The 16309-nt window shown below is 67.4% G+C and carries 15 protein-coding genes; 3 read left to right on the top strand and 12 right to left on the bottom strand.

Annotation, left to right across the window (positions count from 1 at the left end):
* Window positions 1-152 precede the first annotated feature (152 nt).
* Window positions 153-1589 carry a sugar porter family MFS transporter gene (locus ACW173_RS02680; protein WP_492083353.1) on the bottom strand — a complete coding sequence of 479 codons (1437 nt, stop codon included), beginning with the start codon at window positions 1587-1589 and terminating at the stop codon, window positions 153-155.
* 335 nt (window positions 1590-1924) lie between these two features.
* Between ACW173_RS02680 and ACW173_RS02675 the strand changes: the two genes are divergently transcribed.
* A complete protein-coding gene (locus ACW173_RS02675; RefSeq protein WP_492083352.1) occupies window positions 1925-4114 on the top strand; it encodes a TonB-dependent receptor domain-containing protein in 2190 nt (729 codons plus the stop codon).
* Here the strand turns inward: ACW173_RS02675 and ACW173_RS02670 are convergent.
* The 4 genes from ACW173_RS02670 to ACW173_RS02655 form a co-directional block, all read right to left on the bottom strand.
* The gene (locus tag ACW173_RS02670) at window positions 4111-4584 is read right to left on the bottom strand and encodes a GNAT family N-acetyltransferase (protein WP_492083351.1); all 474 of its coding nucleotides are present in this window, start codon (window positions 4582-4584) and stop codon (window positions 4111-4113) included. The genes ACW173_RS02675 and ACW173_RS02670 overlap by 4 nt on opposite strands.
* On the bottom strand, window positions 4551-5159 hold the full coding sequence (locus ACW173_RS02665) for a GNAT family N-acetyltransferase (protein WP_492083350.1): 609 nt from the start codon (window positions 5157-5159) through the stop codon (window positions 4551-4553). The genes ACW173_RS02670 and ACW173_RS02665 overlap by 34 nt, the downstream gene beginning before the upstream one ends.
* Window positions 5156-5314: a hypothetical protein gene (locus ACW173_RS02660; protein WP_492083349.1), complete on the bottom strand. Its 159-nt coding sequence runs from the start codon at window positions 5312-5314 to the stop codon at window positions 5156-5158. The genes ACW173_RS02665 and ACW173_RS02660 overlap by 4 nt, the downstream gene beginning before the upstream one ends.
* 185 nt (window positions 5315-5499) lie before the next feature.
* The gene (locus tag ACW173_RS02655) at window positions 5500-6915 is read right to left on the bottom strand and encodes a pyridoxal phosphate-dependent decarboxylase family protein (RefSeq protein WP_492083348.1); all 1416 of its coding nucleotides are present in this window, start codon (window positions 6913-6915) and stop codon (window positions 5500-5502) included.
* A gap of 105 nt (window positions 6916-7020) precedes the next feature.
* Here ACW173_RS02655 and ACW173_RS02650 point away from each other — a divergent pair, with 105 nt between their 5' ends.
* Window positions 7021-7206: a hypothetical protein gene (locus tag ACW173_RS02650; protein ID WP_492083347.1), complete on the top strand. Its 186-nt coding sequence runs from the start codon at window positions 7021-7023 to the stop codon at window positions 7204-7206.
* 37 nt (window positions 7207-7243) lie between these two features.
* Here the strand turns inward: ACW173_RS02650 and xylD are convergent, their stop codons facing one another.
* From xylD to ACW173_RS02620, 6 genes are all read right to left on the bottom strand, one after another.
* Window positions 7244-9019, bottom strand: coding sequence for a xylonate dehydratase XylD (gene xylD / locus ACW173_RS02645; protein ID WP_492083346.1), 1776 nt, complete (start codon window positions 9017-9019; stop codon window positions 7244-7246).
* Window positions 9012-9878: a D-xylonolactone lactonase gene (xylC, locus tag ACW173_RS02640; protein ID WP_492083345.1), complete on the bottom strand. Its 867-nt coding sequence runs from the start codon at window positions 9876-9878 to the stop codon at window positions 9012-9014. Before xylC ends, xylD begins: the two co-directional genes overlap by 8 nt.
* A 104-nt stretch (window positions 9879-9982) precedes the next feature.
* The gene (gene xylB / locus ACW173_RS02635; protein WP_492083344.1) at window positions 9983-10729 is read right to left on the bottom strand and encodes a D-xylose 1-dehydrogenase; all 747 of its coding nucleotides are present in this window, start codon (window positions 10727-10729) and stop codon (window positions 9983-9985) included.
* A 5-nt stretch (window positions 10730-10734) separates the two neighbouring features.
* A complete protein-coding gene (locus ACW173_RS02630; RefSeq protein ID WP_492083343.1) occupies window positions 10735-12171 on the bottom strand; it encodes an aldehyde dehydrogenase family protein in 1437 nt (478 codons plus the stop codon).
* Window positions 12172-12193: 22 nt separating this feature from the next.
* Window positions 12194-13348, bottom strand: a complete 1155-nt coding sequence (locus tag ACW173_RS02625; RefSeq protein ID WP_492083342.1) for a fumarylacetoacetate hydrolase family protein — start codon at window positions 13346-13348, stop codon at window positions 12194-12196.
* A 182-nt stretch (window positions 13349-13530) separates the two neighbouring features.
* Window positions 13531-13878 (bottom strand): endonuclease domain-containing protein, encoded by a 348-nt coding sequence (locus ACW173_RS02620; protein WP_492083341.1) that lies wholly within the window; start codon window positions 13876-13878, stop codon window positions 13531-13533.
* 271 nt (window positions 13879-14149) lie between these two features.
* Between ACW173_RS02620 and ACW173_RS02615 the strand changes: the two genes are divergently transcribed.
* Window positions 14150-15109 (top strand): IS110 family RNA-guided transposase, encoded by a 960-nt coding sequence (locus tag ACW173_RS02615; protein ID WP_492081387.1) that lies wholly within the window; start codon window positions 14150-14152, stop codon window positions 15107-15109.
* Between the two features lie 60 nt (window positions 15110-15169).
* On the opposite strand, the gene xylR is transcribed toward ACW173_RS02615, so the two are convergent.
* Window positions 15170-16225, bottom strand: coding sequence for a transcriptional regulatory XylR (gene xylR, locus ACW173_RS02610; RefSeq protein ID WP_492083340.1), 1056 nt, complete (start codon window positions 16223-16225; stop codon window positions 15170-15172).
* Between the last annotated feature and the right edge of the window lie 84 nt (window positions 16226-16309).

Below are 16309 nucleotides of genomic sequence, written 5' to 3'. Positions count from 1 at the left end.
TCCACCGGTGTCATACTTTGTTGCAGTTGATTTCTATGAAGTTTTTCAGAAGCGCTACAACGGGCTTTAACAACGTTCCGCCCGGAAAATCCGCACAAAAAAACGCCCGGGAGATGACCCCGGGCGTTCTGTTTCGTCGGTGACGGCGAGCCTTAGCCCTCCATCGCCTCCAGTTCCTTGCCACGGGTTTCGTGGATCAGTTTCTGGACCAGGAAGAACGAGACCACGGCGCTGGCGGCGTAGAAGCCATAGGTCGCCGACAGGCTCAGCTTGGCCATGGCCGGGAAGCTGAACGAGATGGCGAAGTTGGCCATCCACTGGGCGAAACCGGCGATGGCCAGGGCCGAGCCGCGCATCTGGTTCGGGAACATTTCGCCCAGCATGACCCACATGACCGGACCCCAGGAGAGGTTGAAGAAGATCACGTACAGGTTGGCGGCGACCAGGGCGATCGGGCCGACGCTGCCGTCCAGGTGCAGGGCGCCGTTGACCGTGGTGGCGGTCGAGAAGCACCAGGTCAGGACGCCGAGAGTGACGGCCATGCCGGCCGAGCCGATCAGCAGCAGCGGCTTGCGGCCGATACGGTCGATCAGGCCGATGGCGGCCAGGCAGGCCAGGATCGACAGCGCGCCCGACAGGATGTTGATCTTCAGGCTGTCGTCCTCGGTGAAGCCCACCGACTGCCACAGCACCGAGCCGTAGTAGAAGACGATGTTGATGCCGACGAACTGCTGGAAGATCGCCAGGACCAGGCCGGCCCACAGGATCGGACGGATCTTCTTGGTCACCGGATCCAGCAGGTCCGAGAACTTCGGCTTGTGGTCGGCGTTCAGCGAGGCGCGGATCTCGGCGACCTTCTTGGCGCCCTGGCCTTCGCCGAACAGGCGCGACAGGACCTTCTCGGCTTCGGCTTCCTTGCCCTTGGCGACCAGGTAGCGCGGGCTTTCCGGGATGCCCAACAGGCACAGGAAGAACACGCCGGCGGGGATGACCTGCATCCAGAACATCCAGCGCCAGGCGGGCAGGCCCAGCCAGAAATCGGCGGTCGAGCTGCCGGCGGTGTGGGCCAGCACGTAGTTGGCCAGGAACGCGCCGGTCAGGCCGGTGATGATCATGATCTGCTGCACGGACGACAGGCGGCCGCGGATGTTCGCGGGCGTGACTTCCGAGATGTAGACGGGGCAGAGCACGCTGGCCGCGCCGACGCCCAGGCCGCCGATCAGGCGGAAGATGACGAAGATGGTCGAGGTGTGGGCCGCGCCCGTGCCCAGGGCGCTGATGATGAACAGGACGGCCGAGATGATCATCACGGTCCTGCGGCCCCAGACGTCGGCCAGGCGGCCCGCCGCGAAAGCGCCAATCGCGCAGCCGATCAGGATGGCGGCCACGTTCAGGCCGGTGCCGAATTCCGTGAGATTGAAGGCGCTGTTCAGGCCTTCCTGGGTGCCGTTGATGACGCCGCTGTCATAGCCGAACATGAAGCCGCCGATCGTGGCGACGGCGACGATGCCGGCGACGAAGGCCATGTTGACCTTGCCCCCATCGGCGCTCATGCCGGCGCTGGGGCCGGCGTTGGAAACTGAAGCCACAGGTGTCCTCCCCGTTGGGCCTGTGCGGCCCGTTTGATGCCCTATGGTCCTTGTCGGACCTCTAGTTGCCGGCGACATTAGTGTTACCGGTATCAGCGCGCAAGCGGCGGTTCTTAGGGCCCCCTGACAGCGCACGAGACTCACCCCTGCGGCCCTTGGATAGCAGTTTCCGCAACGTCAGGGAGTAGGACGCGCGAGGCCGAACATTGCGGAAAAGATATTTGTCTTGCGGCCAGAAGCGGGGCCTAAGTGCGATACGCTCGACTTTACACATGTACATTTTGTAATGATGCCGGTGTCGCCTTGGCGCCGGTTCCGCTTCCTGGGGGATATCCGTGCGTCTGAAGCTTGCTCTCTTCGTCGCCGCGACGGCGCTGTCGCCGGCCGCTGGCCATGCGCAGACCGCTCCCGCGGCGGCTGCTCAAGCCGCGCCCAAGGCTCCGGCGAGGGACGCCCCGACCGCCGTCGAGGGCGTGACGATCACATCGGACTCGACCGCGACCCGCACCTCGATCGACAGTCGCAGCTACAGCGTCACCAACGACCTGGCGGCCAAGACCGGCTCGATCGCCGACGCCCTGCGCAACGTGCCCTCGGTCGAGGTCGACGTACGCGGCAATGTCAGCCTGCGCGGCGACGCCAACGTCACCATCATGATCGACGGCAAGCCCAGCAACCAGTTCACCGGCGAGGGCAAGGGCGACGCCCTGATGTCGATGCCGGCCGACCAGATCGACCGCGTCGAGGTGATGACCAATCCCTCGGCGGCCTTCCGTCCGGACGGTTCGGCCGGGATCATCAACCTGGTCACCAAGAAGACCATGAAGCCGGGCACGAACGGGACCTTCCGATTCAACGCCGACACCCAAGGCCGCCACAACGGCGGCGTCAGCGCCACGCGCCGCAACGGCAAGCTGACCCTGTCGGGCGACGCGAGCTACCGGCGCGACACTCAGGACGCCCGCCAGCTGATCCAGCGCGAGACCCTGGACGCCACCAGTGGCCGCTTCCTGCCCAGCACCCAGGACGCCGATGTCGACAACACCGGCGGCATGGTCAATCTGCGCGGCGGCGCCGACTACGATCTCGACAAGCAGAACCGTATCAGCGGCGAGGCGCGCTACCGCCGCATCGCCTTCGACAGCGACATCCACGAGACCTACTCGGCCCAGAACGCGGCCGGGGCCACCGCCCGCGCCTATGTCCGCGACCTGGACGGCGAGATGACCCGCGACAACGCCGCCGTCAGCGCCGACTGGCGCCGGCAGCTGAAGGGCGCCGACCACCTGCTGACCTCGCACATCGAGTACGAGATCACCGATTTCCAGCGCGACTTCGACGCCCGCACCGTCAACATGCCCGGCGGGACCGTCTATGAGCAGGTCGGCCTGGGCGTCGACCAGGAGCGGGCGAACTTCAAGCTGGACTACACCAAGCCGCTGCCCAAGGACGTCAAGCTGAAGACCGGCGTCGACTTCGAGCTCTCCAGCAACGACTTCACCAACTTTGGCGCCAGCGGCGCCACGGCGGCAGGCCTGGTGACCGACCCGGCGCGAACCAACCGCTACCTCTATGATCAGGACGTCTATGCCGGCTACGTCACCTACGAGCGGCCGTTCGGCGACTTCACGGTGCAGGGCGGTCTGCGGGCCGAGCAGGTTCAGATCGACCTGAACGACGTCACCCACGCCGTGAAGGCCGACAACAGCTACTTCAAGGTCTATCCGACCCTGCACACCGGCTATCGCCTGAACGAGAACCAGAACCTCAGCGCCAGCTTCAGCCGTCGCGTCCAGCGGCCGGGCGCCCAGGACCTGCATCCGTATCGGGTCTATATCGACCCCTACAACTACCGGCAGGGCAATCCGAACCTCAAACCCCAGATCACCGACTCGTTCGAGCTGGGCTGGCAGTACCGCAAGGGGCCGACGACCTACCTGGCCACGGCCTATTTCCGCGACGCCAAGGACGGGGTGACGGATGTCGTCAGCAACCTCGGCGGCGGCGTCTTCCTGACCACCCGCGAGAACCTGGGCAAGAGCCGCAGCGGCGGCCTGGAGTTGGTCGCTAATGGCCGGCTGACCAAGACCCTGACCTACAATCTCAGCGGCAACATGTTCTGGAACGAGATCGACGCCGCCAATCTGGGCTTTTCCCGCACGCGCTCGGGCACGACCCTGTCGGGCCGCGCCAACCTGAACTGGCAGGCCACGCCGAAGGACTTTTTCCAGGTCAACGTCTTCAGCTCTGGCAAGCGGATCACGCCGCAGGGCTATCGCGAGCCGTTCAAGATGCTGAACCTGGGCTACCGCCGGAAGGTCAACGACAAGCTCTCGGTCGTGGTCACGGCCCAGGACGCGGCGGACTGGTTCCAGGAGGTGGTCGTCACCGAGACCCCGACCCTGCGCGACCGCACCCGCCGCAGCGCCAATGTCCGCTCGGTGTTCTTCGGCTTCAGCTACGCCTTTGGCGGCGGCAGGGCGCGGCCCGAGCAGTTCGATTTCAGCGGCGGCGGCCCGGGCTAGGCCAGTCGCTTCTCATAGCGCCAGACCTGGAGCGGGAACCAACCCGCCGAGGTCTCGGTCGGGACGGTCTCGACGCGGGCGAGGGTCCAGCCGGTCTTTTCATAAAAGCGGGCCGCGCGGGCGTTGCCGATGGCGCAGGCTAGCCAGGGCGTGGCGACGCCAAGCGCGAGCAGGCGCGTCTCGGCGTCGGCCATGAGAGCGGCGGCCGCGCCGGTGCCCCGCGCCTCGCCGGCCAGGTAGAACTGGTTCAACTCGTCGGCCTTGAGGAGATGGAAGCCCAACGGCGCGCCGACCGGTCCCAGCACCCGGACGCCGGGCAAGGCGGCGGCCATGCGGTCGGTGAAGCTCTCCAGCGTCCGTAGGGCGACAAGTGGCGCGGGGACCAGGGTGAGGTGCGCGTCGCGCCAACCCCGCCACCACAGGCGGGCCAGGACATCTAGTTCGGAGGGGTCGGCGGAACGGAGGTCCATGGCGTCACTCTATGAAGGCGTTCCTCCAACTGGCTGGCGCGTTCGCCGATAGGCCGCGACACGAACAGCTCGTTTTCAGCGCGGCCGGCCCAGGCCGAGGGCTCAGCCAACTGCTTCTCATAGCGCCAGACCTTGAGCGGATACCAGCCGCCCGGGATCTCCGTCGGGATGGCCTGCGGGCGGGCCAGGCTCCAGCCCACCTTCTGGCAGAAGCGGGCGGCGCGGGCGTTGCCGATGGGGCAGGCCAGCCAAGGCGTGGTGATCCCGGCGTCCAGCAGGCGGTCCTCGGCGTCTACCATCAACATGGTGGCGATGCCCGCGCCGCGAAACTCCTCGTCCACATAGAGCTGGTTCAGCTCGTCGTCCTTGATCAGGTGGAAGCCCAGCGGCGCGCCGACCGGTCCCAGCGTGCGGACGCGAGGCAGGGCCAGCGCCATGCGGTCGATGAAACTGTCCAGGGTGCGGCGGGCGACGAGGGCCTTTGGGGCGAGCGATTGATGGGCGTCGCGCCAGCCTTGCCACCAGAGGCGGGCCAGGGGCGCGAGATCCGGAGCCTGGGCGAGGCGGACGCTCATCGATCGGTCCCCGCGGACGGGAGCACGACCGGCGTCTTGCGCAGTGCGCCGCGCACGGTCTTGAAGATCAGCACGGTCAAGGCGGCGATCGCGGCGGGGATCAGGGCCAGCAGCCAGACCACCACGACCAGCGATAGCTGTAAAATCGTCGTCACGACCACCAGGGCCGGCGATTCAGAGCGTCGATCGAGAGGGCGGTTCGCTGCCAACATCATGAACGCACAATAGAAACGGGGCCCCCCGTGCTTTTGTTATACGCCCTATTTTGAGTTCAACCTACGAGAGAATTTTACAATTCACCGCAGGTTTTTTAGGACTTCGTTAGCCTTCTGGTGAGTGGTCAGGCTTGTTTACCGACTGTCCGAACCGCGCGCCAAGCCGCGAGCACGGCCGCCACGGTGATCGCGCCGTCGCGATCGGTGGTCGCGGCCGACGAAACCGACACCCGCATCACCCAGTGGCCCCGCCAGGTCGCCGCGCCGATGAAGGCGATGGCGTCGGCCTGGATGCGCTCGACCGTGGCCAGGGTGGCTGCGTCGTCGTCGCCGAAGCGGACCATGAACTGGTTCAGCACCACCTCGCGGACCAGCGCGACGCCGGGCTCGGCCGCAAGAGCGGCGGCCATCGACTGGGCGATGCGGCAGCCGCGCTCGACCAGTTCGGCGACGCCGGCGCGGCCGAACTGACGCAGCATGGCCCAGGTTCCCAGGCCTCGCGCCCGCCGCGATAGCTCCGGCACATAGGCCGAGGGCTCGCGGTCGGCGCCTTGGGCGGGCGGCAGGTAGCTGGCCGAAATGGCCATGGCCCGGCGATGGGCCTCGGGGTCGCGGACGATGGCGAAGCCGCAGTCATAAGGCGTCTGCAGCCACTTGTGGCCGTCGGTGGCCCAGCTGTCGGCCTGGTCCACGCCATCCAGTTGCGCGGCGCGCGCAGGGGCGGCGCGCGCCCAAAGACCGAAGGCGCCGTCGACGTGCAACCATGCCCCGGCGGCTTTGGCCATCGGAGCGATTTCCGCGAAGGGGTCGCTGGCGCCGGTATTGATCTGGCCGGCCTGGGCGATGGCGATGACGGGGCCATCACCGCTGACCAAAGCGCGCTCGAAGGCGGCGGGCAACATGCGGCCTAGGTCGTCGGTCTCGACCGTGGTCACCCGCCTGGCGCCCAGGCCAAGATATTTGAGCCCCGAGAACACCGTGGCGTGGGCGTCGGCGCCGATCAGCACTCGCACCGGCGGCGCGCCGAACAGGCCGTCGGCCTCGACATCCCACCCCACCCGGCGAAGGACTTCCGACCGCGCGGCGGCCAGGCAGACGAAGTTGGCGACCGTGGCGCCGGTCACGTAGCCGACCGAGGCCTCGCGTGGCAGGTCCAGGATCTCCAGCAGCCAACCGGCCGCCACCGTTTCGATCGCCGCGGCGGCCGGGGCCGAGGTTAGGTTGCCGACATTCTGGCCCCAGGCGGCGGCCAGCCAGTCGGCGGCGACCCCGGTCGGATGCGAATTGCCGATCACCCAGCCGAAGAAGCGTGGCCCCGTCGCCGCGCGGATCCCGGGTGTGGCCAGCCGGATCAGGTCCTCGATGACGGCGCCCGGCTCGCCCGGCGCCTCGGGCAGGGGCGCATGGAATGCGGCGACCATCTCGCGATAGTTGGCCACGGGCGTCGTCTCGGCGGCGGCCACCCCGCGTCGGTAGGCAATCGCCTCGCGCGCGGCCGCTTCCATGGCCGCGAGACCGTCCTCGAGTTCCTGCGATGTCATGAGCCCCTCCGTTCACCATGAGGCGTCTCCGAGGCAACGCGGTCAAGCTGCCATGCTCTGGCCAAATTACCCCTCGACCTTGGGTTCAGTTTCTTGAGCCCGTCTATGTCCGACCAGAACCGAAACCTTTCCGTCCGCCGCTACGGCGATCGCTGGGCCGTCGCGGTCGGTGAAGAGATCGTGCTGGTCTCGCGCTCGCGCCAGGACGCGGAATCGGTGCTGGCCATAGCCAACGACGTGCTCGAGCAGAGCGGCATCAGCGCCGAGCAGCGCACATTCGCCGAGGACTAACAAAAAAGCCCCGGATCGCTCCGGGGCTTCGTCGTTTCTAGTGATTGTGCCGGGGAAGCTTGGACGCCAGGTCCTGGTACTTCACGGCGAACTCCAGAACCCCGCCGGTCTCCAACTGGCCCGTGTGGGCGCGGTAGATTTCCTGCCAGGGAGTCATGGTCTCCGGCACGGCCGGCATGCCTTCCTTGCGGCGCTCGGCGATCGTCGCCTCGTCCACCAGCGCGTCGCAGCGGCCGGTGTTGATGTCGATGCGGATCGTGTCGCCGGTGCGCAGCCATGACAGGCCGCCGCCGATGGCGCTTTCCGGGGAGGCGTTGAGGATCGAGGGGCTGTCGGCGGTGCCCGACTGGCGGCCATCGCCCAGGGTGGGCAGGCTCATGACGCCCTTCTTCAGCAGGTGATCCGGCGGTTGCATGTTGACGACTTCCGCCGAGCCCGGCCAACCGATCGGGCCGGCGCCGCGGATCACCAGGATGCAGTGCTCGTCGATCGCCAGCGCGGGATCGTTGATCCGGTGGTGATAGTCGTCCGAGCCGTCGAACACGATGGCCCGGGCCTCGAACACACCCTCACGGCCGGGTTCGCTCAGGTAGCGGTCGCGGAAGTCGGCGCCGATGACGCTGGCCTTCATGATCGCGAAGTCGAACAGGTTGCCCTTCAGCACCAGGAAGCCAGCCTTCTCGGCCAGCGGCTCGGCATAGGGGAAGATCACCTCGCGGTCGTGGGTCTCACGGCCTTCCAGGTTCTCGGCCATGGTCTTGCCGGTGACGGTCAGGACGTCGCCGTGCAGGCGGCCCTGCTGCAGCAGTTCCCACAGCACGGCGGGGGCGCCGCCGGCGCGGTGGAAGCGCTCGCCCAGATACTTGCCGGCCGGCTGCATGTTGACGATCAGCGGGATGTCGTAGGCCGCGCGCCAGTCGTCGGCGGTGACCTCCAGGCCCGCATGCCGCGCCATGGCCGCGATGTGCGGCTGGGCGTTGGTCGAGCCACCGGCCGCCGCCACCAGGGCGATGGCGTTCTCGAAGGCCTTCTTCGTCAGGATGTCCTTGGGCTTGATGTCCTCATAGGCCAGGTCGACGATCCGCTGGCCCGTGCGATAGGCCATCTGGCCGCGCTCGCGGTAGGGGGCGGGGATGGCCGCGCAGCCGGTCAGCGACAGGCCCAGGGCCTCGGCGACCGCGTTCATGGTCGAGGCCGTGCCCATCGTGTTGCAGTGGCCGGCCGAGGGGGCCGAGGAGGCGGCGCGCTCGATGAACTCGGCCTCGGTGATCTCGCCGGCCGCCAGCTTGCGGCGCGAGCGCCAGATCACCGTGCCCGAGCCGACCAGCTCGTTCTCGTGCCAGCCGTCCAGCATCGGACCGCCCGACAGGACGATGGCCGGGATGTTGACCGTGGTGGCGGCCATGATGCCGGCCGGGGTGGTCTTATCGCAGCCGGTGGTCAGGACCACGGCGTCGATCGGATAGCCGTGCAGGGTCTCGACGAGACCCAGGTAGGAGAGGTTCCGGTCCAGCGCCGCCGTCGGGCGACGGCAGTTCTCGAAGATCGGATGGACCGGGAACTCCATGGGAATGCCCCCGGCGTCGCGGATCCCGTCGCGCACGCGCGTCACCAGGTCGAGGTGGATGCGGTTGCACGGCGAGATATCGCTGCCGGTCTGGGCGATGCCGATGATCGGCTTGCCACTGCGCAGCTCCTCCGGCGTGATCCCGTAGTTCATGAAGCGCTCCAGATAGAGCGCGGTCATGTCGATATGGTCGGGATTATCGAACCAATCGCGGGACCGGAACCGGCGGGGCGTGCGATCAGACAAGGCGAACCTCGTATTGGGGCTGGCCCGCGACATCGACCTGAACCGCGAACAGACCCCCGGCCAGCGGATACTGGGCCAGGGTCTCGTCGCTCAGGCCCTTGCGGGCGGTGGTGAAATAAAGGGTTTTCAGGTCAGGCCCGCCGAAGCAAGGCTTGGTGACGTTGGGCGCGGGCAGCTCGACGCGGGCCACGGCCTCGCCGGCGGGCGAGAAGCGGATGGCGCCGAAGCCGCCCCACAGCGCCGTCCAGACATAGCCTTCGGCGTCGACCACCGAGCCGTCCGGATAGACCTCGTCGCCGACGGCGATCCGCACGAAGACGCGCTTGTTCGACAGCGTCCCATCCTCGGCCAGGTCGTAGGCGAAGATCGTCTTTTCCAGGGTGTCGGTGTGATAGAACGTCTTGCCATCGGGCGAGACGCAGGGGCCGTTGGTGATGCAGATGTCCTTGTCCATCCGCGCCACGCCGGTCGCGTCCATGCGGTAGAGCGAACCGCTCTTGGTGAACTCGCCGTCGTGCATGGTGCCGAACCACAGGCGGCCCTGGACATCGACGGTGGCGTCGTTGGGACGGTTGTCCAGCGCCGGGTCCTCGACTTCCATCATCTTCTGAAAGCCCGACAGCGGGTGGAACTTGTGCAGGCCCGACTTCAGGCCGGCGAGGAAGCCGCCGCCCACGGCCAGCGGGGCCAGGAAGGTGACCTGCTCGGGCGCGTTCACCGTCAAGGCGTCGCCGGTGGCGGGCTCATAGCGGTGGATCTTGTGGCCCTTGATGTCCACGAACCACAGCGCGTTGCCCGTCCAGATGGGGCCCTCACCCAGAGTGGCCTTCAGATCCCAGACGCAGGTGGCGGCGCTCATACTCGAAGTCTCCGTAGAACCGGTGTTGGCCGTTCGATAAGGCCGAGAGGGCTTCCAGGGAAGACCTCCTTTCGTCGAACAGCCATTCCGGCCAGCGGGGCCGGCTAGCGCCAGCCCGCGTCGATCCAGTACTCATGACCGGTGCAGAGCGAGGCGTCGTCCGAGGCCAGGAACAGCACCAGCGAGGCGACGTTCTCGGGGACCAGGCGGCCCTTCAGGCACTGGGCCTTGACGATCTCGGCCTCGCCTTCCGGCGTGTACCACTTCTCCTGGCGCTTGGTCTTGACGTTGCCCGGCACCACGCAGGTGACGCGGATGTCGTCCGGACCCAGCTCCCGGGCCAGGGCCCGGGTCATGCCCTCGATGCCGGCCTTGGCGGTTTCGTAGAGGACCAGGTCCTCCAGACCCAGGTGCCAGCTGATCGAACCGAAGTTGATCACCGCGCCGCCGCCACGCTTGGCCATGCCCGGCGCGACGGCCTGGGTGCAGAACAGCATGTGGCGCAGATTGACGTTGATCCGCTCGTCCCAATAGGCGCCGGTCACGTCGCCCAGCTTGTGGCGATCGTCATTGCCGGCGTTGTTGACCAGCACATCGACGTCGCCGATCTCGGCGAAGGTCGCCTTGATCGCGTCCAGGCTCATCAGGTCGCAGCGCTTGTAGACCGGCGGAATGGCCGAGCCCGAGAGCTCGGCTTCCAACGCCTTGGAGTCCTCGTCGGCGATGTCGAGGAAGATCACTTCCGCGCCCTGGCGGGCGAAGCCGGCGGTCAGGCCGGCGCCGATCCCCGAGCCGCCGCCGGTGATGACGACGCGCTTGCCCTTCAGGCTGGGGTAGATGGCTGACGACATGCTGCTTACGACCACGAGTAGGAGGTTTTGGTCTGGGTGAAGAACTCGACCGCCGCGAAGCCCTGTTCGCGGGCGCCGTAGCTGGAGCTCTTCGTGCCCCCGAACGGCACGTGGTAGTCGACGCCGGCGGTGGCCAGGTTGACCATGGTCATGCCGGCCTTGGCGTGGCGCTGGAAGTGACGGGCGTACTTCAGCGAGGTCGTGGCGATGCCGGCCGACAGGCCGAACTCGACGCCGTTGGCGATCTCCAGGGCCTCTTCGTACGACCCGACGCGGATGGTCGAGGCGACGGGGCCGAAGACCTCCTCATTGTTGATCCGCATGCCGGCTTGGGTGTCGGCGATCAGGGTCGGCTGCACGTACCAGCCCGGATTGTCGAGCTTGAGACGGTCACCGCCGGTGACCAGGCGGCCGCCTTCCCCGCGAGCGATGTCGATGTACTTGTAGCTCGTCTCCATCTGGTCTTCGGAGACGGCCGGGCCGATCTGGGTGTTGGCGTCAAGAGCATCGCCGACGCGCAGGGCGGCGACCTTCTCGGCCAGCAGGGCCACGAACTTGTCGTGGATGCCATCCTGGACGATCAGGCGCGAACTGGCGGTGCAGCGCTGGCCGGTGGCGAAGAACGAGCCGTCCAGGGCGATGGCAACGGCGCGTTCCAGGTCGGCGTCGTCCAGGATGATCAGCGGGTTCTTGCCGCCCATCTCCAGCTGCACGCGGGCCTGGCGAGCCACGGCGGCGGCGGCGACCTGCGCGCCCACGCCTTGCGAGCCGGTGAACGAGACGCCGTCGACGTCCTTGTGCTTGATCAGGGCGTCGCCCATCGCGCCGCGGCCGAACAGCATGTTGAACACGCCGGCCGGCGCGCCGCTTTCCTGGAAGATGTCGGCCAGCACGTTGGCGGTGGCCGGAGTCGGGCCGGCCGGCTTGATCACCACGGTGTTGCCGAAGGCCAGGGCCGGAGCGGCCTTCCAGGCCGGGATGGCGATCGGGAAGTTCCAGGGGGTGACCAGGGCGAAGACGCCGACGGCCTGGCGGTAGGTCTGGACCTCGACCCCCGGACGGGTGCTTTCCAGGTTCTGGCCGTGGCGGCGCAGGGCCTCGCCGGCGAAGTACTTGAAGATGCGGCCGGCGCGGACGGTCTCGCCGATGCCCTCCGGCACGGTCTTACCCTCTTCGCGAGCCAGCAGCTTACCGATCTCGGCGCTGCGGGCGATGATGGTGCTGCCCACCTTGTCCAGCAGGTCCGAGCGGACTTCCGGCGAGGCTTCCGACCACGACGGGAAGGCTTTCTTGGCCGCGTCGACGGCGGCGTCGACCTCGGCCTGGCCGCCCATAGGCACCTTGGCGACGACGTCGTTGGTGTTGGATGGGTTCAGGCTCTCGGCCGGAGCGTCGGCGGCGACGCGTTCGCCGCCGATATAGTGGCGCAGGGTGTCGGTCATCGCCGAGCTCCTTCGATCTGGATTAGAGGAGGCCGCGGCCGGCCAGGTTGCGGATCAGGGCCGAAATGCCGAACGTCCACGGCTGGGCCTTGTCGCAGGTGGTGACTTCGTTCTCGAGCACGCCCAGCTTGGCGGTCGAGACGCGGACGCGGTCGCCGACCTTGTGGGTGAAGCCTTGGCCGGGCGTGTCGCGATCCTGGATCGGCGCGAACATGGTGCCCAGGAACAAAGCAAAGCCGTCCGGGTACTGGTGCTGCTTGCCGAAGGCTTGGCCCGCGAGGACCGCCGGATCGCGGCTGATCAGGCTCATGTTCGATTTGCCGTCGAGCACGAAATTGTCCCGGCCGGTGATCTTCAGCTCGACCTCGGCCGAGCGGACGTCGTCCAGGGCGAAGGTGTCGTCGAACAGGCGGAAGAACGGGCCGATCGCGCAGCTGGCGTTGTTGTCCTTGGCCTTGCTGAGCAGCAGGGCCGAACGGCCTTCGAAGTCGCGCAGATTGACGTCGTTGCCCAGCGAGGCGCCCCGGATCTGACCCGAGCCGTCACACAGCAGCACGACTTCCGGCTCGGGGTTGTTCCAGTGGCTATCGTAACGAACGCCGACATGGTCGCCCCAGCCCATCGACGACAGGGTCGGGCCCTTGGTGAAGATCTCGGCGTCGGGGCCGATGGCGACCTCAAGGTACTGCGACCACAGGCCGTCCTTGATCAGGGTCTGCTTCAGGCGCTCGGCGCCGTCCGAACCCGGGTTCACGCCGCGCAGGTCGCCGCCCATGCTCTCGGACAGCTGCTCGCGGATCTTCAGAGCGGCGGCGGCGTCGCCCCGGGCGCGTTCCTCGATCACCCGCTCCAGGGTCGAGACGGCGAAGGTCACGCCGGCGGCCTTCAGGCATTGCAGGTCGACGGGGGCCAGCAGCTTCACGGGCGCGGCGCCGTCGGCGTCTTCCCAGACGGGACGGATGTCCAGGGCTTCCAGCGGACCCTTGTCCTCGCCGCGCGGGATCGCGACGCCGGGGCCAAAGGCGTTCATCAGGTCGGCGACGGTGGGGGCGATTTTCGAGACATCCTCGACACGGCCGCCGCGCACCAGCACGGGCGTCGGGCCATCGCCGAAGTCGATGCGACCCAGCAGAGTCGCGTCTTTCCAGTCTTCCGGAAGGAATTCACTCACGCCCACGGCGTCGTCTCCCCTTTGTTCGAGCGTCTCAAGGCTGCCGATACATCGGCGGCGCTCGTTCGTCAGATGCTTGGTAGCGCTAACATGCGTAGACGGCAAGCGGCTTGTCAGACCAATCTTATTTCACCCTCTCCCCTGGGAGAGGGCGGGGCCCGCGCCGCAGGCGTGGGAGGGTGAGGGGACTAGAGGTGAGCCGCCCGAAGCGTGGCGATAATGGAGTCGGCGACCTCGCCCGGAGCATTGAGCACCTGGCTGTTGGAAAAGCGGACCAGGAGATAACCACACGCCTCCAGTATGGCGGTGCGCTCGATATCCCTGAGCTGCGCCTCTTCATCATCGTGAACACGGCCATCAAGCTCGACAATCAGTCTGGCCTCCACGCACACGAAATCGGCGATGAAGCGGTCTATGGGGACTTGGCGGCGGAACTTGGCGTTCGCCAGGCGGCGGCCACGAACGAGATGCCATAGGTGCGCTTCGGCAGGAGTTTGTTCGCGACGGAGGTGGCGGGCGAGGACGGTGTGGCGCATGCCGCCAGAGAATTTTGTTCGCCTTTTGTTTTCAAGTTAAGGAATCGAGATTTTTCGGCGAGCGGCTTTTCCCCTTGTCTGTGGGCGATTGTCGTAAGGTGTTGCGGTCTTCCGGGACGCCCGCCTGGCGCGCCAACGCCAAGCGGGCAGTCGGCGGAGGGGCCGATAGCCCCTGAGCGTTGGGCGCTGAGGGTGAGCAGGGCCGCCGCCGACGTTTCATGACCCGGATGGTTGCAGGGACGGATGGGTCCGAAGCCACAAGGATGGGTCGATGGAACGGGTGCAGCGTAACACGACAATCGCCGGGATCGATGTGGGCAAGTCTTGGCTGGACGTGGCGATCCACGGCCAGGAGGAGGCGCGTCGGTTCGGCAACGACGAGGCGGGCCTGGCGGCGCTGATCGCCTGGCTGGTCGAGCAAGGCGTGGTCCGGGCGGGGTTGGAGGCGACGGCCGGCTACGAGCGGGCGGCGCGGTCGAGGCTGGAGGCGGCGGGCTTTGAGGTGATCGTCCACCAGCCGCTGGAGGTTCGGCTCTTTGCTCGGCTCAAGCGCTGGAAGGCCAAGACCGACCGGCTGGACGCGGCCCTGATCGCGGCGGCGACAGCCCAGGTCGAGGCGGTTCGAGCCGCCCAGGACCCGCGCTTGGTCGAACTGGCCCAACGCTTGACCGCCTATGAGCAGATTACCGACCAGGCCGCCGAGCTGAAGACCTTCATGGAGCACGTCGACCTGCCGGATCTGGTCGAGGCGATGGGCGAGCAGATCCAGAGCCTGTCGCGTCTCAAGGCCAGACTGGCCGCCGAGATCCTCGTTCGGATCAAGGCCCGCGCCGATCTTCTGGCGCGCTACCGCCTGCTGCTGTCGCTGCCCGGCGTCGGGCCGATCGTCGCCGCCAGCCTGGTGATCCGCATGCCCGAGCTTGGCGCCATGCGGCGCGGCCAGCCGGCCGCCTTGCTCGGCGTCGCCCCGTTCGACCGGCAATCGGGTCAATGGAAAGGCCAGAGCTTCATTGGAGGCGGTCGAAACCGACCCCGCCGAATGCTCTATCTCGCCGCCATCGCCGCCAAGCGCTGCGACCCAGGCTTCAAGGCCTTCGCCAGCCGCCTGCTCAAGGCCGGCAAGCCCCCAAAGGTCGCCATCGTCGCCGTCATGCGAAAGCTCATCGAGGCCGCCAACCTCGTTCTGGCCAGACAGCAGCCTTGGACCATGCAAACCACATCAACAACATAGTTGCTCACCCTCCCACCGCTACGCGGCGGGCCCCGCCCTCTCTCAAAGAGAGAGGGCGGTCTATTCGCTCACCGGCCCGCTGGAATCCCGCACGATCAGGGTGTGCGGGTGCATCAGCTGCCTCGGTTCGCCGCCGCCATCGCGGTGGCGACGGATTTCTTCCAGCACCAGGTCGACGGCGGCGCGGGCCATGGCGGCGATCGGCTGGTGGACAGTGGTCAGGGCCGGCCAGATGTTGTCGGCGATCGAGGTGTCGTCGAAGCCGACGATCGACACGTCGCCCGGCACGTCCAGGCCCAGGCGATGGGCCAGGCCCGCGGCGGCGGCGGCCATGTCGTCATTGGCGGCGAAGATGGCGGTGGGGCGCGGCTCGCGGGCCATCAGCTTTTCGGCGGCCTCGAGGCCCGAGCGATAGGTGAAGTAGCCCTGCTCGACCCGGATGTCCTCCATCGGGACGCCTGCGGCCTTGAGGGCGGCCATGAAGCCGTCCAGGCGCTGCTGGCTGACGGTCTGGTTCGGGTGACCCTTGATGAAGCCGAAGCGCTTGTGGCCCAGGTTCAGCAGGTGCTGGGTTAGCTCGTAGGCCGCCGCCTCGTTGTCGATGCGGATGGTGGCCATGTCGGTGCTGGTCGTGCCCGGCGCCACGGCGACGGCGGCCGCGCCGGCGGCCTTCACCTCGGCCAGGACCTGGGGCGACTCGCACAGGGGCGGCGGCAGGATCAGGCCGTCGACGCCGGTCTTCAACAGGCGGGTCAGGGTGGCGCCGGCCAGCTCGGGCTCGGCGCATTTCTCGATGACGATCTGGGCGCCGGTGCGGCTGCTCTCGTCCAGCGCGCCGACCAGGAATTCCGACAGGTAGCCGGTCGAGGGATTGTCGTAGAGCAGGCCGATACGGAACGGGGCGCTGCCGGCCAGGCTGCGAGCCGCGGGATTGGGGGCGTAGTTGAGGTCGGCGATGGCCTTCTCGACCAGGGCCCGGGTCTCTTCCTTCACCGTGCTCTCGCGATTGATGACTCGCGACACGGTCATCGGCGAGACGCCCGCGCGAGCGGCCACGTCACGGATCGTGGCGCTCTGGGTCGTACGACGACGCTGGCGCTCGACAGGCTGGCTCATTCTTTTTCCGTCCCTTTGCGGGCCGGACACTAGACCGCTTCGGGCTCGGCTTGGAAGACCACGGAGAAATCCTGCTAAGACGCG

The sequence above is a fragment of the Caulobacter sp. ALps2 genome (genome assembly GCF_058681635.1).
This window is presented reverse-complemented; position numbering and strand designations above follow the sequence as displayed.

What these genes read in the sequence shown, in the direction of transcription:
- ACW173_RS02665 (WP_492083350.1), bottom strand. Translation starts at nt 5,159, where the DNA reads ATGAGCGTCCGCCTCGCCCAGGCTCCGGATCTCGCGCCCCTGGCCCGC.
- ACW173_RS02615 (WP_492081387.1), top strand. Translation starts at nt 14,150, where the DNA reads ATGGAACGGGTGCAGCGTAACACGACAATCGCCGGGATCGATGTGGGC.
- ACW173_RS02670 (WP_492083351.1), bottom strand. Translation starts at nt 4,584, where the DNA reads ATGGACCTCCGTTCCGCCGACCCCTCCGAACTAGATGTCCTGGCCCGC.
- ACW173_RS02630 (WP_492083343.1), bottom strand. Translation starts at nt 12,171, where the DNA reads ATGACCGACACCCTGCGCCACTATATCGGCGGCGAACGCGTCGCCGCC.
- ACW173_RS02655 (WP_492083348.1), bottom strand. Translation starts at nt 6,915, where the DNA reads ATGACATCGCAGGAACTCGAGGACGGTCTCGCGGCCATGGAAGCGGCC.
- ACW173_RS02650 (WP_492083347.1), top strand. Translation starts at nt 7,021, where the DNA reads ATGTCCGACCAGAACCGAAACCTTTCCGTCCGCCGCTACGGCGATCGC.
- xylB (WP_492083344.1), bottom strand. Translation starts at nt 10,729, where the DNA reads ATGTCGTCAGCCATCTACCCCAGCCTGAAGGGCAAGCGCGTCGTCATC.
- ACW173_RS02620 (WP_492083341.1), bottom strand. Translation starts at nt 13,878, where the DNA reads ATGCGCCACACCGTCCTCGCCCGCCACCTCCGTCGCGAACAAACTCCT.
- xylC (WP_492083345.1), bottom strand. Translation starts at nt 9,878, where the DNA reads ATGAGCGCCGCCACCTGCGTCTGGGATCTGAAGGCCACTCTGGGTGAG.
- xylR (WP_492083340.1), bottom strand. Translation starts at nt 16,225, where the DNA reads ATGAGCCAGCCTGTCGAGCGCCAGCGTCGTCGTACGACCCAGAGCGCC.